The following is a 24370-nucleotide window of genomic DNA, read 5'->3' as shown; positions in this document are numbered from 1 at the left end:
GAAATATAAGACTACTAATGCTTAGGGTGATTATATTCTATATTGTAGCTAAAAATAGTATAAATACAATTTTATTTCCTAATAAATATATAAAAATCAGCGTCTGATAAAAAGGTCATCGATACATACAGATGAGAATTTTGATTTAAATAATATTAATTTAATCAATTATGATTTAATCAGTTATATCAAAACGTTTCCTGATAATTACATTGGTAATCCCATCGTGAAATAACAATTATTATTAACGTAGCGGCACAGGAATCGGATACCAGTACCAGACTGGCTAACGTGTGACCAGGAGTGAGGATCTCATATATCCGCACGTTTTTCTTGCTTACGTTTCTCTTTCTGATTCATTATGGGGTATATTGGATCCACTATCGTAAAACACTCTTTTTATAACAGGCAGCATTGGCAATGGCTCTTATCCCGAAAAACTACGCGCGGCTGGAAAGCGGCTACCGTGAGAAAGCACTAAAAATCTATCCGTGGGTGTGTGGACGCTGCACACGGGAGTTTGTTTATTCAAACCTGCGTGAATTAACCGTTCACCATATCGATCACGACCATACTAATAACCCGGAAGATGGCAGTAACTGGGAGTTGTTATGCCTGTTTTGCCATGACCACGAACACTCGAAGTACACTGAAGCAGACCTTTACGGTACAAGGGTTGTCGCGGGAGAGGATGCGCAGAAAGATGTCGGTGAAGCGACTTATAATCCTTTTGCGGATTTAAAGTCGATGATTAATAAGAAAAAATAATCTCAGCAACGATGCTTTCGGATCAGGGCTGCTAAAGTAGCCCTGATCTCCTGCCGAGATCTACTCTCAATCAATTTAAATCAACGATTTATATCCACGAAGCAAATACGGGGACAAATACCATATATTGTCACTGTCCGTAAATTTCACATTCATTTTCAGCAGCATATTTTCTGAAAGACAAAACGGGAAAAAGTGATAAAGATGCATTGTAAACATAAATGCATCGCCGGGGTTATCAAATTTTTCCGGATTTAAGGTCATTGTCAGAGAAAGGCAACGGTAGGGCTTGCCTTTCATCAGTCGGTCCTCAAGGGCGGTATTAATATCAGTTAATCCTTCAAGATGCTGATTAATTTGTTTACTGCGCTGTCGGTCATTCTCCTGATATAAAATGTAGTCGCCGATCATTTGCTTAACAGATTCAACAGAAGAAAGCATAAACCCATTCGCACTGTAATGGGATAACAGGTTCCAGTAATATTTATTGTCAGTTATCGGGGGATAGCAGGGGGTGCATATTGTAATATTTCCTGCGGTAAGCAGATCAGGCAGCTGAGGGCTTAAACGGCAGATATCACCGGTATTACTCTGTGGGTTATTAATGATACAACGGTAAGAACACCGGAAATGAAGTCCGGGCGGAGTAGTTATAGTTTCACCACGGCTATTATAAAAATGTATATAATAATTATTTTTTCCGGTGATGGTTTTATCAATACTGAGCGCATAAAACCAGGCATTTTTATATTTTGGCAGCAGCCGCGATGATGGTGTGAGATAGGTAACCGGATAAAAATCAGCGACCATACCTCGCTCTTTATCATGTGGCTCAAAAGCCAGCTGAATATTTTCAAGCTCTGTAATAAAATGGGTATCATCCACCGGTAAGTAATAAACTGATTCGTTTTCCTGAAAATCTAAAATAATCTCTTTTTTCTCTTCTTCATTAACAACAGCGACACAGTTAAGATTAAAACTTGTCAATAATACATCGTTATGCAGCGGAAGTTGTTTATTGAAATAGATATGTAATAAAAACGAGTCTGACTCTTCCCATTCCAGAGTTGGTACAATTACCGGAATATCAATATCAATAAAATGATGAACATGGTCAATGTATAACCCTTCCAGCAGTTTCTGTGGCCAGTTCGGTTTTTTTTTCCGGGTGATATAAAATAGTATTATTCTTTCCTACCTGCGGGATAAAATTAAACCGGGTTTCATCACCGTGATAGCGTATATTATTATGCTCTAATTCAATATATCCAAAGTACTGACAAAACCACAACAATAATGTATTTGCAGATGAAACAGATTTATCCAGAAATAAAGAGAAAGGAGCGGTTTCAGTCTTGCTTTTATTTCCTCTGTACTTAAACTCCAGTGACAGACATGACTTAGACGGGTGGTGAGTTATATAGCGGTTAATGAGGGTGTAGGGCTGCAATATGGTGTTATTGCAGGTTGTGAAAATTTCATCATTATTTCCTTTAATGACCGTTCCGGCAGGAATTTCCAGTGGGAAATCAATTTTTTCTCCGCTGTCAAACTGTACAATTGCGGTTGCCGGAATACCTTTGATTGCTCTGGATTGCAGGCGTTGTAACAGAGGCAGGGTAATTTCAGGAAAGGCGTCATCCACTTTTTCCTGAAGACGGGCACTGAGAAATGCAAATCCTTCAAGTAAACTGCCGCTCTGTTCATCATGCGGGTCAAGTACATCGGCCAGGTGCGGATATTCTTTGACAAACTCACGACTGAGTTGCTGAAGGTAATGTTTTTCCTGTAAAAATTTAAATTCACTCATTTATACGGTTACCCTGCACCTGGTGTTTAATGTGTACTTTCTTCCCAACAGCAGTACCCCGATGTACCGGCATGCTATTTTCCTTATTCCTGTTTTTCGGTGCCGGGTTTTAAACCTGCATTTTCAGCTTGTTTTTGCAGGTCGGCATATAATGCAAGCAAACCATTGAGTTGCTGGTCAATGCGATGTATCTGAGCCGGAGAGATAGGTTTTCCACTGCTGATATCAGCAGATAATTCACGCAGATAATCTTCAGCAGGGCGGGTTTTATTATGATTTTGCTGAATATTATAAATCTCAGTTTTCAGATATGACAGGGTGAAACTGCCGCGGTTTTTTTCCTGAGTCACAATTTTATCAGCCAGTGCCTGCAAACGACCGGACGTGACATACCAACTGTCTGTTCCGGTGATATCTGCTATCCGGGTTTGCAGTACATTTTGCCATCGTCGGGTGGCATAAGCCTGATCGGGACTGTTAGGCCAGTAGCGGCGGGCAATTTCTGTCATTTTATCTGCCAGATTCAGTGGTGCCAGCGGGGATTGTTTTTCAGTGTCGGATAAAAATTGCCCGTATGTTGCCAGTTGCGGATGTGCAAACCACTGTACTGAAGCACTTCCCGGTTGGCGGATAAATGCACTTAATTCCTCTTTTACCGGCTTATAAACCGTAAAAAACAGCGTAATAACCGCGATCACTCCGAGGCCGGTACCGCAAAGAAAGCCGGTCAGACCGCTTATTTTCCGGAGCGGAGGAGCCGGTGGCGGATCAGTCTGAACATGCACAATACGAACCGGCTCCTGAGAATGTGCCGACGTACGGAAAGGCTTTACCGGCAGGTCATTATTATCACCCGTGATATAAACCAGCGGAGCAAGCGTTACTGACGGAAGCTCCTGTTTATCTGCTGCAACAGGGGCTTCTGTTTTTTGTGCCAGATTATGGAAAAAATGTTGCAGATTCCCTGTTTTAGGCTCTTTGGATGAAGGAACCTGTGTCAGTTTATCCGTAATTAATTGCAACGCACGTTCAGCGCGATAAATCAGTCTCAGGTCATTTCGGCTGAATGACAGTTTACGGATAGCCGTCATTGCCTTGGTGTTAAACCAGTTAATGATATCAATACGATGATTTTCCTGAGGCGGCCAGAGAGAATCCCAGTCATGCACCACCATCATAGCTATCAGTTCCGCACCTTCCGTAAAACCGGTCAGTCCGTTGCGTTGCAACCGTGCCAGCGTGTAATACACGGCGGTTTGCAGATCAACGCCGTTGTGTTTGAACAGTGACAGCGCAAGCGATTCAATTAATGACCAACTGACTTCCGGCTGTGACGGATGACTGAGTTTATTTATTTCATCGCGGATAGCCGAAAACTCCGGCATATCCAGCGGTGATGGCCCTGTTCTGATAATTATACCGTCCATATACTGCTGCCTTATGTGATATCCGGTTCCGGTTAATAAAGTGTCTCAGGGAGACTGAAGCGGGAAAACAGGTTACCGGAGAACGGGTTGTCCGCTTCATCCATCGAAATGCGGTAACTCATTTCGCCGTCATCAATCGCAAACCGGACATCGAAACTGTTTGCGGTGACGTTTGTCAGTTTTCCGGACTGAATAAGCCTGATTTGCGCCCACGGACCATTATTGATGATGGCACGCGGTGATTTTCCCGGAACGCCGGATACCAGTGTCAGTTTGCTTTCTCCGCCGGAACGCATGGAGTTAGGCCAGATCATATGAACCGCATTACTGCGCCCGTGCGCATAATCGAGAATTTGTCCGTCAAGGTTCAGGACACTGCGGCGTTTATTGCCGGATAACTGCACCGGCTCTACCGTAAATTGTGTTTCAAGATTTCCCTGTGCGGTGAAGAAGGCATTGCGGATCCGGTTTGCGGTTTCAATCTGCTCCATGACGTCAGGACGGATCAGTGACTGACCATCTTCACTGACCAGCAGGTTGTTTTCAGCAAATGGCCGCAAGTTCTGCTGATAGAATGCATCCAGCGTTCCGCCGGGTTTGAAGAACCGTTCAAATTCACTCAGAGGAACATCGCGGGTCGATTTCGGGTCGAAAGGATAGCGGCCTGCAATATAGCTGTTGTATTGTTTAACAACGGACTCATTCCACTCCACTTCCAGATAGCGGATAGCTTCTTTCTGAACCACAATCCAGGCTTGATCAGCCAGTTCGCCAACCCAGCGACCCAGTGGCTCCGGCATGGTTTTGGCCATCTGACTGACTTCAAAAATAGCATCGCGGTTATTTTCTTCAAGACGCAGGAACACGGCTTTCAGTGCGGCTTTTCCCGGGACCGGGGCATTTTCAATACTGAGAAGGTAGCGGTGTAATTCATTGAGCTTCTGGTTGATATTTTGCAGATTGTCGCCGTTATTACTGACGAGAATTTCAGTCTGAGGCGCAAATTCACGATTAATCCGGCTCAGCAGACGGTACTGGCTTTGTGCCATTAATGCCTGTTTCTCTTTTTCTGTCAGATTGCTGTCCACCACAGGAAGACTGGTATTGTCCCGTAATATCTGTAATGCACGGCGCAGAGGCTGTTCACCACTGATGATTTGCTCAAGTGCACTTATTTCATCCTGAATAGTATCAAACTCACGTATCTCAAGATTACTCATTGCGGCACGCCAGTTAGCGGTATAGTCCCCCAGATATTGTTCACTAATCTGATGCTGAATTTCCCGGCGGTCGCTTTCACTGTATTTAACGTTCTGAGATAAATTCAGTACCCAGGAATCCAGTGCAGTGAGATCAACAAGCTCTTCATTCTGACGGATAAAATAGTTAATCAATCCGTTACGCGTTAAGAATTGCGGGATTTCCAGTTTCTCATCATCCAGCGATACAAACACACGGCTGAAGCCCGGTCCTACCTGATGGCGGATATCCAGAGGCGAGGCGAGTTCGTTAAAGCCTTTCAGGCGCAGAGTCTGATAGACCCGCTGATAGAGAGAGAGCTGACTCAGCTCTTTTTGTGCCGCTTTAATTACAGGCGCAAAAGGCTGATAAGCCCGGCTTGCGACGGTATCGCCCCGGTTACGGTCAGCGGCCCAGTCAGTGTGCTCAAGCGCATAATCAAGATGAGACATCAACTGAGACTGAATATCATTTTGCCCTGTAAATTCACGGCTCCAGCGTTGGCGTAAATACGCTTTAACAATGGCGTCATTGCGTCCGCTTTTATCTTCCAGCATGCGCATAACCCGCAATATGGCGAGTTTTTCTTCACTGTTTTCAGGCGCATTATTTAAATCAATTTGTAAACCGGTCATGATTGCCGGCAGAAAACGGACAATCAGAAGTTGCAGATAACTTTTTTCCACATAAGGGCCGATTTTTTTCCCCTGATACAGCCCCAGGTCAGTAAATACACCATTTTTCTCACGGTAATTACCATAAGCGGAAGTTGCATCATACAGCGGATTGAGAACCGGTAACTGGCGTACACCGGAGATATCCTGCTGGTTATCGGCAGCAACGCTGCTGAATGCACTGACTTGCGATAAGACATTTTCCCCGGCCTGATAGTTCTGGTCGTAATAATGATGCCAGCCTGTCCAGAGGGCTATTACACCGGCCGCTGTCGCCGTTGAGGCAAAAAAGAGTTTATGGTGATGGTGTCTGAGCCAGAAACGGTTTTCCGTTGCCAGATTAGGTTCTGAAAATAAAACATCACGAAATAATTGCCCGGTAAAATAGGTGAATGTTTCACTGACCGGCCAGGTATTGGTCGGCGCTACCGGCAGATTGTACTGAACAGCGGCACTCTGTGTGAAAATATCATCTATTTGTCCGCGCTGAGTGGATGAGGTCAGATAAATCCCGCGAATGAGCGGAATGTCTTCATCATTGCTGCCAATCAATTGTTGCAACAGATCAGCCACCCGGGTTTGCAGACCAACCATCTGGCGGATAAAACTGAATAATTCGCTGCGCTGACTGTCATCAACCCGGTTGAGCATCATTTCAGGCAATGCAGCGTTGAGTTGAGCTATCCATTTTTCCCAGAATGTTGTCAGTTCACTGAGCCAGGCATTTTGGTCGTCAGGCGTGAAGGTAACGCCCAGAACGGATTCCCGCAGCGCAATATCCAGTGACTGGAACATCGCATTGAAACCCTGTAACAGATCCAGTTTGGTCAGAACGATATACACCGGAGGACGGGTGCTGAACGCCTGGCGAATTTCCTGAAGACGCAGATGGATATCCGCGAAATAGCGACTTCCGGCTTCTTTATCTGCGGTGATTAACCGGGATATATCTATTGTCAGAATGATCCCGTTGAGTGGCTGGCGTGTGCGCTCAGAGACCATCCATCCCAGCAGGCTTTGCCATAAACGATGATAAAGCTGTGGTTTTTCACTGCTGTCGTGTGGCTGGGTAATTAAACGCCCCCGTGGCATCAGTAATACCGCTTTGTCTGTCAGCGAGCAGCGGATATGCAGATCCAATCCTTCTTCTGATACCACCCGGTCCTGAGGCGCCAGATCCAAAAGACTCAGATTGGCGGAAAATAACGTGTTTTTACCACTGTTTTCTGCGCCCAATACCAGATACCAGGGACGTTGATAAAGCGAGCGGTTATTATTCCCGAGATGACGGCGTAATTGTCCGAGCCAGTAATCAAGATAGCGGGTCTGAAACTCAATATCTTTTCTGATAGGGTCAACAACAGAAAGCGCCACATCCAGTTTCAGTTTTTCCAGTTCACGGACCCGCCGCCGGGCACAATATCCGACCCAACTGATAACAATCAGGAATAACCCCAGGGTGGCTAACCAGCGGGCACTGACAGGGCGCAGCGGATAATCATCACGGAAACGAAAATCAGCCCCCCAGATCCAAATCCAGAGAAGGATAATGGCAGGCAGAACCGCCAGAAAAATAGTCAGGGCAGATTTAAATTTCGGCTTATCAGACATAAAAAATTTTCTGAACAGCCCCTGCACATTTACTGATGGCAATGATGGTTTTTTCATCACACAATATTCCTTTTAAAATCTGAGTCCGGTATTTTTTCTGCGAGTTGCCGTAGTAACGCGGGTTCCCACTGCTCAACGCTGCTGTGCAGTACCGTATAATAAAGTTGCTGATAGTGAGCCTGCGCCAGCCCGGTCATTCCTGACTGTTCAATCAATGACGCTGCTAATAGTTGCAGATAAATACGGTCACGCAGTTGTTCTGCTTTATTTATGGCGTCGTCAATTTTTTGCAGTGCGGCATTCAGTCCGTCTTCGGTATAGCAGCGGGTAATTTCGTCGCGGGGTATCTGTCCGTCAGATGACGTTCCCGGCATACCTGCCGGTGATGATGCTGCCAGCCAATCCGCCGTTTCAGCTGAGATAAAAGGCGTCATATCAGAGAACAGGCAGGATGACAGCGCCGGTATCCGGGTCATAAATTCTGCGGCAGATTGCCGGATAGCCTGCGCTGCCTGAGAAAATCCCAGACGGTCGGCTGCTTGTGCACCAAGGTAGTGCCCGTCGAGCCAGTAAGGGGCGAGGCTCAGGCTTTGTTCGATTTCAGTGAGTAACGCGGGAGTGGCATGAATAATTTTTTCCCGGTAATCCGTTACTCTGTCTGGTGAAACGGAGGCTAATGGTGTTTTTCCGCCGCTGGTGGTTGCCGGAACAGTCTGTATTGTGTGCCAGATAGCATAGCGGCGTAACAGATACCCGACAGGATTCTCCGGTGACCGGCGGCATAATACATCCGCGACAGTCAGTAATGCATTTTTCCGCGAACGGTCATTCCCGGTTTCGATATCATTGACCGGGACAGGATCATCTTGTGATAAGTCTGCCGCAGGGTTTTGTGCGGTTGTTATCACCGGCGGTATTATTATTTGCGCCGCAGCAGATGAGTGAACCGATGACACGATATCATCCGGCTCACTACTTTGTATCCTGCGGTATCCTGAGCTTAATGAATCCAGAGTCTGAGACAGCTCAGGGTATTCTGTCCGCCAAAATTGTGCCAGACCGGCAAAATCACCTAATACATTATCCCGTTGTTCTGCTGTGGCTTCACGGGTGAAAGCGGGTTGTGCCAGTTCAAAACGTTGTAAGACCTGTTGGGTCAGGCGAAGTTTTATCCGTTTATTGGCAGGAAAGCAGTCACTCCAGAATTGCCGGCAAAATTGAGAAAAAAGTTGCGCCGCAAGAGTAATTTCATCCGGATCTCCCGAGTGCTGGAGTGTGCGCAGTAAATGGACAACCAGCCGGAAGTCTTTTGTCCGCGTTGCCAGCAGATTCAGCGCGCGGGACTGAATGGCCGCCACATCAAGGGAAGCATGAGTAAGAGAACCGAATCTAATCATCCCGCTGTCAATAAATTCCCAGTCAGCATCACCATCATCAATTGCGCAGTGCAATAATGATGTCTCCAGCGGTGCTAACAGTTGCTCTGACCAGTTAAATCGTGTTGCTATCATTATTTTCACCAACGGCAGGCCGCACGCAATGGTTTGATACTCTGAACCAGATTTGTCAGATCAAATGTCACCGGCTCTCCGTTTTCAGGTGTGATCGTCAGTTTTTCTCCGGTCATTATCCGTTTTATCTCATCGATACCGGCTAACCCGCGGCTGGACTCCAGTACATAGCCGTTTTCGCGGATAAACCAGTCACTGCTGAAGGTTGTCTGCTGTGTGGAAAGCCGGATCCCCCGCTGAGTGACCGGTGAATTCATTACCAGCTGCATCCGGGTAATGTTATCGACACAGCTCAGCATGAGTACCGGGCGCGGTGGCTGAGTGCCTATTGCCGGTGCTGTCATGATGACAGGCCAGGTTCCTTCTCCGGGTTGTGATGTAATAAATGAAACTGAGTGGTCACTGCGTTGTGCTTCATTCGCCATGGCTTTGTGCCAGATGCTGCCTTTTTCAGACGTTATAACCGGCGGTAAGGCTTTTTCTCTGCCAAGATTGTCATAGCACTCCAGGCGTACAAGCGGTGACTGTTCTGAACGGCAGCCTGCCAGTAATGCAGACATTTCATCTGAAAGCAGGGGGCCCGGCTGTGCCTGACTCCATAACGGTGTAAACAGAAGCAACGCCGTCATTCCCCGGATGATCCTTTTGGTCATGACATGTACCCGTATTTTTTTAATTTATAGATGAGCGAACGTTTAGAGACATTTAAGTTTTCAGACATCCGCGCGATATCGTTATCATCTGTCAGTTGCCGGTAACTAAGAATTTCTGATTCATACTGATCCAGCGCGTGCTGAAGATCATGCACATCCGCAGGATCAGATAAGCCGGCAAAGGACTTCTCTGCCACAACATAAGCAGGTGCTGCGGCCTGTGTGATCATCGTTTCCAGCCGGCGCTCTTTTTCCTGCGCAAGCTGAGCGAGGTAACGGAGTTGATTATGTTGTTCCTGCAACTGATTCAGTTTTGTCAGGTGCCGGAAGTGGCGGCAGAAAATCTGGTAATAAATAGCGGTTATTCCTGTTTCATGTTCATTATTTTCCAGGTCTGTGCCCAGGCGGCAGATGGCACCCGATATTTTGTCGTCATGATCGGTGAACGGATATCCGTGTACTCCGCTGCCCGGCGGCAATTCACTGATAAACTGTTTAAAGCTGCCGTTATCGAGATAACTTCCCTGTGATAAGTTTTTCCAGAATGTCGGTACAGGGCTGAATGTCACCTGTACCAGCGGGTGGCGTATATCTGACGCGTCAGTATCCAGCAATCCTGAAGTGACCTGCCGGCGGGTATAATCAACCGACCAGCTTATCAGTTGGTTATCGCGCGGACTGAGCAGGGTGATAACCATTGCACTGAGTGTGCTGCAATGAAAACTGTGCAGCAAAAACTGAGAAATCAATGAATCCACCGTCTGACATTCAATCAGTGACAGGGCGTTTTTCAGTCGCTCTTTCATTCCTGCACTCTTACCTCTGCCGTAAACTCACCTGCGGCGGCCATCAATGTAATGTGACGGATTATGTCTCCTTTGGCGGTATGCCGGAGGAGAAGGAGAGATAACGGCGGCAGCAAAGCACCATCGATAACGGATTCAAGAATACGGGCACCATTTTCAGCACGGTTCGCCCGTTGCAAAATGGCATCACAGACACTGTCATCAATAGTGACATCTGCGCCGAAGCGCTGAACCAGACGGGCGGTCAGCTGACTCAGTTTGAAACGGATGATACGGGTCAGTGTCTCATCATTGAGCGGCAGGAACGGGATCACTTCCATTCGTGCTAACAGTGCGGGTTTAAAGAATTCAGTCAGTTCGGGATAAAGTGCATCAAGCAACTCATCAGGCCGGTTTTCATAAGCGACAATAGTATCGTCACCCAGATTTGAGGTCAGAAAGAAAGCCACATTTTTGCAGTCGATGACGCGGCCTTCACCGTCAGCCAGTTCTCCTTTATCAAATACCTGATAGAACAGATTAAGCACGTCAGGATGGGCTTTTTCAACTTCATCCAGTAACACGACCGAATAAGGTTTGCGGCGGATAGCTTCCGTCAGTACACCGCCTTCGCCGTAACCCACATAGCCCGGAGGTGAACCAATCAGACGGGAAACAGTATGCTTTTCCTGAAACTCAGACATATTGACTGTCGTGAGATACTGTGTGCCGCCAAACATCAGCTGAGCTATCTGTAGTACCGTCTCTGTTTTCCCCACACCGCTCGGACCGACCAGCAAAAATGCACCCAGAGGTCGTCCGGGGCGGCGTAAATCGGCACGGGCGGTTAATAAGTGTTTATGCAGATGAGCAATTGCCAGATCTTGTCCTTTAATAAATTCCTCCAGGTATTGCGGCAATTCGGTCACAATTGACAGTGCATCCTGAGATAACCGGTTCAGTGGCACTCCGGTCCATTCTGCAATGACCGCAGCAATCTGTTTTTTACTAACGTGAGGGGAGACGAGGGACGACAATTTCTGGCAATTCTCCAGCGCCTGATTCAGTGCCTGCAATTTGTCACGGATAGCCGCAACAGATTCGGCTCCTGTGTCTGCAGAAGGCGCTGCGGTTGTTTCAATTTCTGCGCTATCCGTTTCCTGCGTTTCTGCCGGTTCTTTTTGTCCGGTGGTATCAAGTAGCTGTGCCCGCAGTCTGATAATATCCCTGACCAGTTCCTGCTGTGTTTTCCAGTCCTGTTGTAATTGCTCAAGAGATTGTAATAACGCCTCTTTCTCCAGGCTCAATGCGGCCAGGCGATCGTCATGATTAACCAGGCCAAGCAGGGCTTCGCGTTCAAGAATGCTGCATTCCATTTCTGTCTGATGTAACTGTGTTTTGAGAGTGGAAACCTGTTTTGGTGGTGATGTCAGGTTAATCGCTGTCCGCGCACAGGCGGTATCCAGTACATCAATGGCTTTATCCGGTAGCTGACGACCGGAAAGATAACGGTCACTCAGTTCTGCACAGGCACGCAGAGCATCATCATCAATAAAGACATTATGTGCAGATTCATATGCAGTCCGCAGTCCGCGCATAATGATGACCGCTTGCGCAGCGGTCGGCTCTTTAACCTGAACCAACTGGAAGCGTCTTGCTAATGCCGCATCTTTTTCAAAATATTTTTTGTATTCGCTCCAGGTTGTGGCGGCGATAGTACAAAGTTCACCTCTTGCCAGGGCTGGTTTCAGCAGGTTAGCGACATCGGTTCCGCCTTGCTGGTTACCGGCGCCAATAAGCGTATGGGCTTCATCGATAAACAAAATCACGGGTGTGGACGAGCACATAATTTCCTGCATCAGCCCTTTGAATCGTTTCTCAAATTCACCTTTTACGGCAGCGCCTGCTTGTATCGCCCCTAAATCAAGGACATGCAGTTCGCTGCCTTGCAGTTTTTCCGGTACGTCACCGGCAAGGATACGCAGTGCCAGCCCTTCGATTAAGGCACTTTTTCCGACACCGGGTTCACCGACCACGACAGGGTTATTTTTTCTGCGGCGGCACAGAATATCTATCATCAAATCAATTTCATTATCGCGGCACAGCACAGGGTCTAATTTTCCCTGACGCGCCTGCTCAGACATATTCTGAGTAAAACGGGCAAGAAGGGTATCACCCTGGTGCGCTGCGTTGCTGCCGCCCGGTAATGATTCAGTTTCACCGGACGGACTTTCCGCCGATCCCGCGGTCCACTCATCAAATTGCAGTTTTAATTGTTCACGGTTAATTTTGCCGAGTAATTCACATGCCTGGTGTGTCAGATAACGTTGGGGCATCTGGAGTAATACCAGTAATAAAATACCTGACCGGAGCGTTGTATGATGATGTTCTGCGGATGCAACGAGCCAGCCGTCTTTGAGGAGTTCGCTCAGCAGAGGGGAAAATCCGGGATATCCATGAGTCAGTGCCTGGTGTGGCGGGATCAGGGCATCTGTTACAGAGATCAGTTCACTGTGCTCAATTCCTGCACGCTGGCAGATTATCCGGACATCAGTTAACGGCGTTTCGAGCAGGCTGCACAGAAATAACGATACGGTAATTTCCGGTTGCTGTTCACTGACACAATGTGCTGCCGCTGTTTCCAGTGCATGTTTTGCGACCGGGTCAAGCCGGTTGACTAACGTTGAAAGATCGACATTTATCATTAGTTTATACTCCGGCTCAATAACGGTGTTAATTGATCTAAAATGTTCTGTGTCTGTTCATTAAGGTGTGACAGGTACAGACCATAAATACCGGCAGCACAGAGCAATCCGCCGATAAAAATGTATTTAAGCCGCAGGCGCTTACCTAAGTGGTAGCGGTGTGATTTTGACGATACATCGTCATATATCACCACCGAACCCTGTTCAGGCCGTAGCTGACGGATCTGTTTTTGCAAGCGGCGTAGGAGCTTGTTAAATTCATCATTATTACCCTGAGTTACTTTGTAACGACCCCGGTAGCCGAGACACAGGCAAAGCCAGATAAATTCAATCAGATCCAGATAACGTTTTGGTTCACCCAGCAAGCGTTCAATCAGGACAAAGACTTTTTCCCCACCCCAGGATTCATTATGAAAATGGACCAGTAATGATTTTTTCACCCACCCGTTATCGGTATTCCATCCCAGCCCCAGCGCGGTTTCATCGATGAATGTGCACAATACGTAACGGAATGACACAATCGCACCCGGCTCATAGCCCTGAGACTGAAGTTGTTGCTCAATCGCCTGAATATCCGCGACAACCTGTGGGTACAACTGCTCCGGGAGCGGGGAGCCTGACATGGTGCGCATACGCATCACCATTCCGAGCAACGGCGTGGCGGCATCGATCATCGGATTAATGTTTTCGCCGCGCAGCGGGATCCGGTACTGCTTATTTTCTGCCGGTTGTTGTGTGTCATGCAGGATTTGCTCGGGTTCGCCGGTCATGCATCACCCCCGTTACGGATGGCCCAGAACTGAATATCCAGCTCGGGGAAATTACCGGAGACGTGGAATGCAATCGATCCGTTTTGCTGAATTTCCTGCCATGCACTTCCCTGGCGATCAAGGCAGAAATAGGTATAGCCTGCGTGATAAGGTAACTGGCGTGGAGCGGCAGAAAGCGAAATCAGTGGTACACCCGGCAACTGAACACTGACCAGGTCACGGATGCGGTTAACGGATGTGATTTTTGTCTGCTGAGTAAACTGACGACGTAATTGTTCCTGCGGTATTTGTGCCCGGACAGCAACAATGAACTCGGCCTGTTGCAGTAACTGCTGATCCTGAATCGTCGCGACCCGGATCCCGTGCTCCTGTTCCTGCAGGTGTATTGCAATAGCCCGCGGCGTCAGTACCACACTCAATGCCTGGCGCAGTGCCCGCATCAGAGGGGGATAACATTCACTCAATGACTGATGATTATATTTCGGTAACTGACCGGACAAACGGGATTGGTCAGTAAAGGTATGTAACTCTCCGCAAAGTGAAAGTAATTCACTGAATAACGGCTCCGGATGAAGGACATTCTGAGCGGCAAAATGTGAAAAACGTGGAGATGCGCGGTTAAGCAGCTGTAACATCATAAATTCAGCAACATCGGCGATCCCCTGTTGTCCCGGTGACCCGATACGTCCGGCCAGTTGACGGGCGCGTTCAGCCAGTGTTCCGCTGAGCTCATCCAGAAAACCGGTTAATAAAGGTGACAGACGGATATTCAGACAAGACGGAATAAATGACTCATCAAGTATTAGTCCTCCGTCGGCTGTCTGTTCACTGATGCGGCAGACCGGCACACAAACGTAGGCATTAAGCTCAGTCGCACCCTGTTTAAGAACAGGGCTCAGTTTTGCAATATTGAGCATACTGACATCACCATTTTCGGTATGCAGATCCCGTACATCCTGACGACACTCTTTATAACGTGCAGTCAGTTGATTATTATCACTTGTCGCGATTTCATTGACCGTTGCACTGTGCAGCGGCAGAGCCAGATAAATAATGTTATTGCCGGTATCATTGAGGCCCGAAATATCAATCGGCGGAGGAAGCTCATCCTGAGACGGCATTGAAAATAGTGTGCCATCAGGCATGACACCGGTTGCTTCAGAGATACCTACCCGGCCGAGCCGCAAAATATCATCGTTTATCACCAGTGAGGTCAGTCCGGCATAGTGGCCTGCAAAAGCAGAAAGCAGGCTTTCAGTCACATAATCCTGATGACGTTGTTGCTGCTGGAAGTGCTGCGGTTTAATAAACAGGCCTTCACGCCAGATAACCCGGTTTTTCATCGACATATTATTCTTCTTCCTCTTTGCGCAGTTCCACTTCATTTGCCCTGACATGAACCAGGATGTAATACTGACGTCCGATCCCGCTTAATTTAATAATTTTCTTCCATTGTGTGGCGTTAGGATCAGAGTAGTGAACGATCACACCCAGATAACGGTTCTCATCACCGGTCTTCAGTAATGCCAGCGGTTTATACTGATCCGGCGTCAACGTATAATCCTGATGGTCGATGTAGTTTTTACCCAAAATATCGGGCAGAGGCTTTTCATCCAGTTGATCAAAGTCCATTGATTCAAAACGGGAGTCCTCACTGAGGTACACCAGTTGCATCTCCACCGGTGACGGTTCACCATCCGGATTCGGATTCATATCCGGTTCAGCAAGGAGTGTGATGGCGATTTCAGACGGACGCTGGCTGGCTTTTCCGACCGGAACATCCGGGTCCCACAGCACTTTTCCCACTTTTTTTGTCGCTTCCCAGGACTTACTGCATCCGGTTAAAACCAGTACCAGTAACAACAATCCGTATCGCAATTTCACACTCATGATGTGCGTCCTTTATATACTTTTCCGTAATGCCCGGTCGTATGCGTGGGTGTAAACGTCATAAAAGAGTTTTTCAAACCCTTGCTGGCGGCCGGATTTAAGTTCACGGTAATAACTGACATACATTTTCCATGCCCAGTCAGGATCCGGCTCATGCTGCTCGCCCGCCCGCTGATATTGGGCAAAGCGCGCCAGCAGGCGTTCGGGGGAAAACGCATCCAGCATAGTGTCCAGTGCGACAGAGATAGCTTCCTGGTTTGCCTGGTTGTGAAGCTGAAGATTATTCAGACTTTCACTGACCGCAGCGGTCGGAGAAAGGTGTACAGGGCTGCGCTCTTCGCCGAACAGAAGGCGCAACGCTTCCTGATAATCCACATTGAGCCGTAACGGATTATCTTCAATAGGGCGTAACTGTTTGTCTCTCAGGTTATCCTGGCTTTTTTGCAGAATAAGCAACCCTTCAATTGCCGCTTTCAATGTCCTGCCGACTTCGGTCAGAAAATCATTTGCCTGACGTGAGTTTCGCAGCGGAAGATGCGCTTCCAATCCGTGCATCAGTGGATTAACGGCAATATGTTCTGAGTCAGACGCCGGGATATCATCCGTGGCGGAGAGTTTAGGGAGATCCATATATTCCTGCACAATGGTGTTTCCGTGGTTATCAGACAGTGGTGATGCGTAGCGGGTGGCTGCATGGAGGTTATCAGCCAGCAAGCCGTCGGTATCATTTCCCTGAGAGCCTGTACCTGTGGTAAGGCTCTCATTATCCAGCGCTTTCAGCGGATCGTTGGTATAACCGCTGCGAACTGTTGCGGCCTGAATATCTGTCAGTTGTGCATCTGCCGGTGGTATTGCCCGGCTGTCCATCAGGCTGTCCAGCGGGTTACTGTCTGCTGAAATAATATCCTGCGGGGCAACAGACATAGGGTCATGATAGATCTCCCCTGCCATCGTGATGTGCGCTTTAAACCGGAGCTCACCAATATCAATGATATCGCCCCCGGACAAACGTACCGCACCTGCATGACGCGGAATAGCCGTCTGATTAACACGGACAGGCTCTGTCAGTGTTTTCAGGCAAAAAGCCTGATCCTGCCAGATAATACGGCACTGAATTCCGGATACTTTTCCGAGACTGTCCTGGAGTGACCAGGTGCAGTCGGTATTGCTGCCGATAGTACCGCCCTGAACTGAAAATTGAGCCGCCGCAGCCCGGCCACTCTCCAGCCGGTTACTGTTTACTAAATGAAAATTAAGTTGTGGTTTATCCATCATGTTATTCCAATACAGAAATCGTCACGAAAGGCTTCAGTTCGGGTTTACCCAGAAAACTCCGCCAGCCCAGTTGGTTGTTATCCTTTTCGCCGAGCACCATTCCGCCAACCTGTTTCTCTGCCATACACAGCCGCAGATCCCAGGCAAGTTGCTCATGCATGATGTAAGAAACAAAAGTAACAAGCGGTAAAAAATCCGGTCCGTTCGGCAGAAACCGCATATAACGGGAAAGAGGTAATTCACTGATTTCAATTGTGCATTTCCCGTTACAATCTTCTATTCCCGCGCCCAGACTGAAGTTTTCACCCAACAGAGAGCGTGGTTGTGCCGTCTGTCCGGTACTGTATAAAATAGTCCCCAGCCGGTTCTGCTGATCATCCGGAATACTGACCCGCCGGGTTTCCCAGCCGATCAGGTTTACTTCGTCAAGGTCAAAACAGTGCGAAATCAAACTGCATATCACATCAGCCGATCGCCCCGGGCTTGCCAGTAATCCGGCATATGCCAGCATTTTGTTATGGTTTATGGGGATCCGGTTGCGGATGTTCTCACTGCCCAACCCGAGTAACGCAAACATATAGCGGGAAAAGGCATCACGTCCGTCAGGCTCAAAAGAGATGTAGTACCGGTATTTACGCCAAATCCGGTGCAACAATGAAACGAAGCGGTGATTAAACAGATTAAGAAAGTCCGTTACACTTTCAGTCTGTTGCGCGTCTTCCCATGCCAGATTATCGAGATAATATCCGGGCAGCGGCGACTGACTGCCGTGCAGCCCTAAAAAGGCGACTTTGACGTCGTAGCTGCCGTCAGCCCGGCGGGTGACATCGGTGACATCCCGCGCAGGAAAAGCAATACCGGCATCTGACGTAAAACGGATTGCACTTTCCCCGGATTGCCCCGCAGCAATCACTGACTTTCTGAGTAATTCAGCCAGTTGATAGAAGTCATACTCCGTCATGCCGGCTGTACTGTCAGTGGCATCGGTGCTTATATCAGTGTTGACTGATTGATATTCGCCGGCCATAAATACGTTTCCCGGTTGTCCATGTTGATAACTTCCAGTTCATGGAAGGTATTTACGCTGGTATAAAGTTCAAAAAAGTGTGCAATGACAGAGCAGAACAGATACAAATCACCTTCTGATGAAAATGCATTCTGATAAACCGACAGTGTTGATTTCAGGCCGCGAACCGGTAATCCCCGGTACAAATATTCAACCGGTTTAGTTTCCATGCTGACCAGTGCATCGAGACATTTTTGTGTCTGACGGGCAGTCTGTTGATGAAATACGGACGTCAGATCATAAAGTTGTAACAGTTCCCTGAGTGAATCCAGGTTCAGTAGTGACTGATAATTCAGTGAAAGGTTTGTCAGCATTGACCAGTGCAGAGAATGATCCAGCAGTGGCAGAAGTGTTTTTGTCGGTTTGATAATATTGGTGACACCAGCGAGATCAGCCAGTGGTGTAATACAGCGGTTAATCATTCCTGTTGACAAACAACCTGCGATATCCCGGTTTGTGCAATTAAGGGAAACTGAAATAATTTCGTCACATCCGGTCAGCTCGTGTTCATTGCTCCGGACAAATGATATCCGGTGACGGAAACCTTCATTATCGGTTGTCGGCAGGATCCGCAACCGGTAGTACAGGTCTTCATTACCGGTATTTATCTGATTTTGATGATGAAAACTTTCGAACTGAGTGTAGTGCGTGCGTTGCGCCGGAAGATGACCACAGCGACGCAACCCGTCGACACGACGGACTGAAAAAATATCGTAGCATTGCGCATGGGCAAAGCACGGACTCAGAGGATATTCACTTTGTTTTCCGTTAAGCTCGATGGCTTCACTGTCCATCACAAACAGATTAGCTGCGGGTACACAGTTGATCCGGATTGTTTCCGGGGTGATAGCAATCGACGGTGGCAGCGGGCGGGAAAAACGGATAGTCAGAGAACACTGATTACCGGTCATAACCGGCGGAATATCATCCAGCCCTTCAATATCCAGGAATAAAAAAGCCTGCGGAAAACTAAAATACTCCTGTAGCAGCCGATGTCCCTCATAGCTGTTTTTAGGGTAAGGCAGCAGGGCATCTTCCCGGCGGAATCCGACCGGTGAAACTGACAGTTTTTCCGGCGTAAATGTGTGTTTTTCCGTTGCCAGTGTGGCACCGGTTATTGCATTGTTCAGCCGGTAATAGAGTTCGCGGGCGGAATAATCATCACCATCCAGATAAATCCGCAGGCGGTTCAGCCCCGCCTCAGATAATTTAACCGTTCCGGTGAATGTAAAATGCAGCGTTATTGACTGAGTATCACTGTCCGTTCCTGATACTGTAAATGGCACCACCCGGGCATCACGGCACTGTGTGAAATGACATACAGGATGATAAATTTTATCATCTTCTGAATCACTTCCGGCAAACGTGATTTCACGACTTTCAAAAAGAGTACCGGCAGGGATCAGACAAGGCTGATTGACCCGGGCATCCGGTGTTAACTGCATAATAGTCATCGACGGGAATGGCCGCGGATAGCCGGGCCAGAGCATCGTAACAAGGCTGTTGGTCAGTTCAGGAAACTGACGCTCAATCTGTCCCCGCAATGACGCTGATAAATAAGCAAAACCTTCCAGCAGGCGCAGTACATCAGGATCGGTACTTTTTTCTGCCAGAAAATTGACCAGGTGAGGTTTATACCGCGCAACCGTACTTTCCAGTAATTGCAGATATTCCAGTTCATCAGAAAAATAGGGGTTACGGGGCATACATTCAGGCCTGTTTCAGTCTGTAGTGCCGGTGACTGTCCATCTGCATATTAAATTCAATTACCTGTGACTGACTTTCCAGCAGAAGCAAAGCTGTAATCCGAAATTCCAGGAGCAGGGGATTGCTTTCATCAATAAGCCCTTCCACAGCGACGTCGCTTATCCGTGGCTCATAGTGCAAAATACAGTCCCTGATAGCAGTTTCCAGGCTGGCTCTGAAATCCACCGCAGTTGCGGTGGCATCATTCAGGTCAATAATGCCCAGTTCACGGCTGCTCTGGCAGGTTTCAGGATGAGTATTGAGCACCAGAGTCAGATGTTTTTTTACTGATGCGGTCAGTGCTGTGATACGCGACTGGCGGGAAGTACCGGAGTACTCCCCCCTTATCCGTTCGAAAAGACGGACCGGTTGCGCGGTCTGACGACGATAAAGCGCCCCCATTCCTGTTATTCCTTATCGAGGCGACCAACCAGTGACAATTCGAAACTCGCACCCATATATTTAAAATGAGGACGAACCTGAATGGCGACCTGATACCAGCCCGGATCACCTTCCACATCCAGCACCTGAATTTGTGCGGAACGAAGCGGGCGTTTACTGCGGACATCAGACGGCGGATTTTCCTGATCGGCAATATACTGTTTCAGCCAGATATTTAGTTCCCGTTCGAGATCCTGACGCTCTTTCCAGGCACCGATTTGCTCACGTTGTAATACTTTGATGTAGTGAGCGAGGCGGTTAATGATGAACATATAAGGCAGTTGAGTTCCCAGCTTATAGTTGGTTTCTGCCATTTTCCCTTCACGGGTGTTCGGATAATGCTTTGGTTTCTGCACCGAGTTTGCTGAGAAAAATGCGGCATTATCACTGCCTTTGCGCATAGTCAGAGTAATAAAACCCTCTTCAGCTAATTCAAATTCACGGCGGTCGGTAATCAAAATTTCTGTCGGGATTTTTGTCTGCAGTTCACCCATGGCTTCAAAACAGTGAACCGGTAAATCACTGACTGCACCGCCACTCTGCGGGCCGATGATATTCGGGCACCAGCGATACTGTGCAAAACTATTATTAATACCGGCGGCTAACAAAAATGCAGTATTGCCCCACAGATAGTGATTGTGGTTTTGCTTAACGCTTTCCCGGTAATTGAAGTTTTTAATCGGATTTTCAATCATATCGTAAGGGAGACGCAGTAAAAAACGTGGCGCGGTCAGCCCCAGATAACGGGAGTCCTCTGACTCGCGCAGAGAGCGCCACTTAGTATGAGCAGGGCCTTCAAAGACCGATTTCAGATCTTTAATTGCCGGTAATTCGGTATAGCTGCTCACCCCAAAGAAATCAGGTGCAACAGAAGAAATAAACGGTGCGTGAGCCATGGCACCGACAGTACTGACATACTGCAGCAACTTCATATCCGGTGTGGTATTGCTGAACGCATAGTTACCGACAACACCGGCAACCGGTTCACCACCAAACTGGCCATAACCTGCTGAATACACGTGTTTATAAAATCCGGACTGTACAATCTCAGGGGAAAACTCAAAATCTTCCAGTAATTCTGATTTTGTTGCGTGAATGATATTAATTTTGATATTTTCACGAAAATCAGTGCGGTCTACCAGCAACTTCAGTGAGCGCCATGAGGACTCAATCTCCTGAAGCTGGTTGTTGTGCAGGATTTCATCCATCTGCACGCTGAGTTTCTTATCCAGTTCAACGAGCATTTTATCAATCAGCAGCTTATTAACCGGTTCTTCTTTTGAATCCCCGGCAAGAATATTACTGATAAATGCAGCAACCCCTTGCTTTGCAATATCATAAGCTTCTGTTTCCGGTGTCATCCGGGATTGAGACATAATTTCATCGAGCAGTGATGTTCCGGTATTAACCAGACCGGCTTCCTGTTTTGCATTTACTGTTGCTGTAGACATAACACTATTCCCACCAATTATTTATTACTGACGATATCCAGTTCTTTTAACAGTTGCTCACGGGTCACTTCATTATCCAGCAGAGCCTGGAGTTGTTTCCGGAAAGCAGGAATATTGCCGAGCGGACCTTTTAAAGCGACCAGCGCTTCCCGCAACTCAAGCAGTTTATTTAATTCAGGGATCTTCTTGGCAATATTATCAGGTGAGAAATCGCGAAGAGATTTAATATCCAGATTAACCGGGATTTCTGAATCACTTTCTTCTTCGAGATGATTTTTGACGGCAAATGTCAGATTGATACCGGCATTTTCCATAACTGAATTAAAATTATTCTGATCAATGGAAACCGTTTTACGTTCTTCAATTGGTGTATCTTCTTCTTTGTTCTTAAAGTCACCAATAACCAGAAGATTATGAGGGAGTTCAATTTCAGCCTGACTTCCTCCGTCATGAGGGGTGTATTTGATATTAATTCTTTCTTTCGGTGCAACGCTGCCAAGCCCGTTCTTACTCATTGGATATCCTTAAGGTTACACTTTAACAAAAAACAGCCACACGTATACATACATAAGGCAATGTGATCATTTGTTTCCCGGTGGATAGATGCCATTAGTTAAACCCCGTGCATTTACCCGGTTTTCTTACTGGTGAAATATTACAATCCAAATAAACATTAACGTTTAAAGTATCTTTTTTTTTTATTATCATGTCAATTCATAAATTTTACTAACACTTGTAATGAGTACGACGCTGATACGTGCTCTTTTGTTGTTTGTAATGCGATTAATCTGTTAATTAATTTATTTTTCATCTTTATATGAAAAAGATGAATTCCCCGTGACAGGCTGAATCAAAAGAAAAAATGAAAATTTACCTTAAGTTCACATGAACATATTATGATTAATAATTACACACAATCATGTGTATAAAAATCACTCAGGGTGGCGATATTCAGGATTAAAACGTAATAAATTAAATTTATATTTGGGATCTGAGGCAGAAAAATAAAAAATATTTTATTGAGAATTTTATATGTTATGAAAAGAGATATCAGTCATGCGGATGAGTTAAATACGTATATTTAACTAAGAATGTGGAATGACCTTTCTGTGCTAACATAATAACTATAGTTATTTATTTCATTGTAATATTTTGTTGCATTTAACCGGAAATAGTACGGTTGAAAACACTGATTTATATGTAATACGAATACTTGCAGTGAGATATTTCAAAAATAAACTTTTATGATGTATTTTTAGTTAATATAAATGAGCGTAAATATCACTGCATCTTATAATTCATGTTTTTTTGTTAAAATACAATGAATTAATTAATAACACAGACTGTTACATTATTTATTTTCATGGTCATGAAAAATAGAATGTGTAACACCATGATTTATAATCAATTATTTATGTTCTTTTAAATAAAAAAATAAATTTTAAATAACCATACTAGTGATAAATTTCAATTTATACATGTAAATCCATGGTATTCGGATAAATATTCTGTTTGTGTAGCGATTATAAGATAAGTCATTTATTCCGGGGAGAGACATCCTTTTTTCATCATGATAAATACTTTACATATGGTTAAGTGAAACTTATGATTCCTGCGCTATTACTTATCACCATGCGCATTGGCTGATGACGATGAAACGTCAGGTAACGTATTGTTATCATTTTATTTTATAAGGATTTACTATGCCAACTCCATGCTACATCTCCATCGAAGGCAAAACTCAGGGCAACATCACTGCCGGTGCGTTTACCGCTGAATCTGTCGGTAACATCTATGTCCAGGGTCATGAAGACGAAATGCTGGTACAGCAGTTTGACCATGTTGTGACTGTCCCGACTGACCCGCAGTCCGGTCAGCCATCCGGTCAGCGTGCGCACCGCCCGTTCAAATTCACCGTTGCACTGAACAAAGCGGTTCCGCTGCTGTATAACGCCCTGGCATCCGGTGAAATGCTGCCGAAAGTGCAGCTGAAATGGTACCGCACTTCAGTTGAAGGCAAGCAGGAGCATTTCTTCACTACCTCTCTGGAAGATGCGACCATCGTCAATATCGACTGCAAAATGCCGCATTGTCAGGATCCGTCCAAATCTGATTTTACTCAACTGATTGAAGTGTCGCTCTCTTACCGCAAAATCGACTGGGAACATACCGTTGCCGGTACTTCCGGTGCAGATGACTGGCGCGCGCCTGTCGAAGCGTAAACACTCACAACCCGGTCTGCAACAGGCTGACCGGGTTGATTCTTTATCTCAGGGAATTTCGGACAGCGTTGTCCTGCGGTAGCTTTGTCCGAAATTCTCTTTCCGATATGAAGGGAAACTGCTATGCCTTCCTTTTCTGATCTCTTACAGAGCATACAGGGGCGCTCCGGGCTGGTCTTCACCTGCCGGGTCCATAATTTGCCGGAAGAGACGTTTCAGGTCACCGAATTTACCCTCAATGAAGCCCTTTCTTCTTTATTTACCTTATCTGTTTCTGTTGTCAGCCCGTTACCGGCGCTCAGTTTTACCGATCACTTAGGGCTTGC

20 protein-coding genes are annotated in these 24370 nt (G+C 46.7%); 3 read left to right on the top strand and 17 right to left on the bottom strand.

Annotation, left to right across the window (positions count from 1 at the left end; translation table 11 throughout):
* The first annotated feature begins 420 nt into the window (after positions 1 to 420).
* Positions 421 to 768 carry an HNH nuclease YajD gene (yajD, locus tag AYY17_RS10575; RefSeq protein WP_067423602.1) on the top strand — a complete coding sequence of 116 codons (348 nt, stop codon included), beginning with the start codon at positions 421 to 423 and terminating at the stop codon, positions 766 to 768.
* Positions 769 to 843: 75 nt separating this feature from the next.
* Here the strand turns inward: yajD and AYY17_RS22290 are convergent, their stop codons facing one another.
* The 17 genes from AYY17_RS22290 to tssB all read right to left on the bottom strand — a co-directional run bounded on the left by AYY17_RS22290 (position 844) and on the right by tssB (position 22337).
* On the bottom strand, positions 844 to 1833 hold the full coding sequence (locus AYY17_RS22290; protein WP_235845359.1) for a type VI secretion system baseplate subunit TssF: 990 nt from the start codon (positions 1831 to 1833) through the stop codon (positions 844 to 846).
* Between the two features lie 49 nt (positions 1834 to 1882).
* Entirely contained in the window at positions 1883 to 2578 is a 696-nt protein-coding gene (locus AYY17_RS22285) for a type VI secretion system baseplate subunit TssF (RefSeq protein WP_235845354.1), read from the bottom strand.
* A gap of 83 nt (positions 2579 to 2661) precedes the next feature.
* Positions 2662 to 4005 (bottom strand): VasL domain-containing protein, encoded by a 1344-nt coding sequence (locus AYY17_RS10565; protein ID WP_067423599.1) that lies wholly within the window; start codon positions 4003 to 4005, stop codon positions 2662 to 2664.
* A gap of 32 nt (positions 4006 to 4037) precedes the next feature.
* The gene (tssM, locus tag AYY17_RS10560) at positions 4038 to 7529 is read right to left on the bottom strand and encodes a type VI secretion system membrane subunit TssM (RefSeq protein ID WP_235845358.1); all 3492 of its coding nucleotides are present in this window, start codon (positions 7527 to 7529) and stop codon (positions 4038 to 4040) included.
* Between the two features lie 56 nt (positions 7530 to 7585).
* Positions 7586 to 9040 carry a type VI secretion system protein TssA gene (gene tssA / locus AYY17_RS10555; RefSeq protein WP_082981363.1) on the bottom strand — a complete coding sequence of 485 codons (1455 nt, stop codon included), beginning with the start codon at positions 9038 to 9040 and terminating at the stop codon, positions 7586 to 7588.
* Between the two features lie 5 nt (positions 9041 to 9045).
* The gene (gene vasI / locus AYY17_RS10550) at positions 9046 to 9693 is read right to left on the bottom strand and encodes a type VI secretion system-associated protein VasI (protein ID WP_067423595.1); all 648 of its coding nucleotides are present in this window, start codon (positions 9691 to 9693) and stop codon (positions 9046 to 9048) included.
* Positions 9690 to 10499 (bottom strand): hypothetical protein, encoded by an 810-nt coding sequence (locus AYY17_RS10545; RefSeq protein ID WP_067423593.1) that lies wholly within the window; start codon positions 10497 to 10499, stop codon positions 9690 to 9692. Before AYY17_RS10545 ends, vasI begins: the two co-directional genes overlap by 4 nt.
* Positions 10496 to 13183, bottom strand: a complete 2688-nt coding sequence (gene tssH, locus AYY17_RS10540; protein ID WP_067423591.1) for a type VI secretion system ATPase TssH — start codon at positions 13181 to 13183, stop codon at positions 10496 to 10498. The genes AYY17_RS10545 and tssH overlap by 4 nt, the downstream gene beginning before the upstream one ends.
* Positions 13183 to 13953 (bottom strand): type IVB secretion system protein IcmH/DotU, encoded by a 771-nt coding sequence (gene icmH, locus AYY17_RS10535; protein ID WP_067423589.1) that lies wholly within the window; start codon positions 13951 to 13953, stop codon positions 13183 to 13185. The genes tssH and icmH overlap by 1 nt, the downstream gene beginning before the upstream one ends.
* Positions 13950 to 15302, bottom strand: coding sequence for a type VI secretion system baseplate subunit TssK (tssK, locus tag AYY17_RS10530; protein WP_067423587.1), 1353 nt, complete (start codon positions 15300 to 15302; stop codon positions 13950 to 13952). The genes icmH and tssK overlap by 4 nt, the downstream gene beginning before the upstream one ends.
* A gap of 1 nt (position 15303) precedes the next feature.
* Positions 15304 to 15843, bottom strand: coding sequence for a type VI secretion system lipoprotein TssJ (gene tssJ / locus AYY17_RS10525; RefSeq protein ID WP_067363674.1), 540 nt, complete (start codon positions 15841 to 15843; stop codon positions 15304 to 15306).
* Between the two features lie 12 nt (positions 15844 to 15855).
* Complete coding sequence (tagH, locus tag AYY17_RS10520) at positions 15856 to 17115, bottom strand: type VI secretion system-associated FHA domain protein TagH (protein WP_067423657.1); 1260 nt, start codon at positions 17113 to 17115, stop codon at positions 15856 to 15858.
* A gap of 4 nt (positions 17116 to 17119) precedes the next feature.
* Positions 17120 to 18145, bottom strand: coding sequence for a type VI secretion system baseplate subunit TssG (gene tssG, locus AYY17_RS10515; RefSeq protein WP_067423585.1), 1026 nt, complete (start codon positions 18143 to 18145; stop codon positions 17120 to 17122).
* Positions 18109 to 19890, bottom strand: a complete 1782-nt coding sequence (tssF, locus tag AYY17_RS10510) for a type VI secretion system baseplate subunit TssF (RefSeq protein WP_067423583.1) — start codon at positions 19888 to 19890, stop codon at positions 18109 to 18111. Before tssF ends, tssG begins: the two co-directional genes overlap by 37 nt.
* Before the next feature lie 4 nt (positions 19891 to 19894).
* Positions 19895 to 20332, bottom strand: a complete 438-nt coding sequence (gene tssE, locus AYY17_RS10505) for a type VI secretion system baseplate subunit TssE (protein ID WP_067423581.1) — start codon at positions 20330 to 20332, stop codon at positions 19895 to 19897.
* A gap of 5 nt (positions 20333 to 20337) precedes the next feature.
* Positions 20338 to 21822, bottom strand: coding sequence for a type VI secretion system contractile sheath large subunit (gene tssC / locus AYY17_RS10500; RefSeq protein ID WP_067423579.1), 1485 nt, complete (start codon positions 21820 to 21822; stop codon positions 20338 to 20340).
* A 17-nt stretch (positions 21823 to 21839) separates the two neighbouring features.
* Positions 21840 to 22337, bottom strand: a complete 498-nt coding sequence (tssB, locus tag AYY17_RS10495) for a type VI secretion system contractile sheath small subunit (RefSeq protein ID WP_067363657.1) — start codon at positions 22335 to 22337, stop codon at positions 21840 to 21842.
* A gap of 1188 nt (positions 22338 to 23525) precedes the next feature.
* Between tssB and AYY17_RS10490 the strand changes: the two genes are divergently transcribed.
* Complete coding sequence (locus AYY17_RS10490) at positions 23526 to 24044, top strand: Hcp family type VI secretion system effector (protein WP_067423577.1); 519 nt, start codon at positions 23526 to 23528, stop codon at positions 24042 to 24044.
* A 123-nt stretch (positions 24045 to 24167) separates the two neighbouring features.
* The coding region (locus AYY17_RS10485) for a hypothetical protein (RefSeq protein WP_156656689.1) at positions 24168 to 24370 on the top strand (203 nt) is incomplete at its 3' end.

Source organism: Morganella psychrotolerans, assembly GCF_001676055.1.
In the GTDB taxonomy this organism is placed as follows: domain Bacteria; phylum Pseudomonadota; class Gammaproteobacteria; order Enterobacterales; family Enterobacteriaceae; genus Morganella; species Morganella psychrotolerans_B.
Note: the sequence above shows the minus strand (reverse complement) of the source record. Positions and strands in the feature narration are given on the sequence as shown.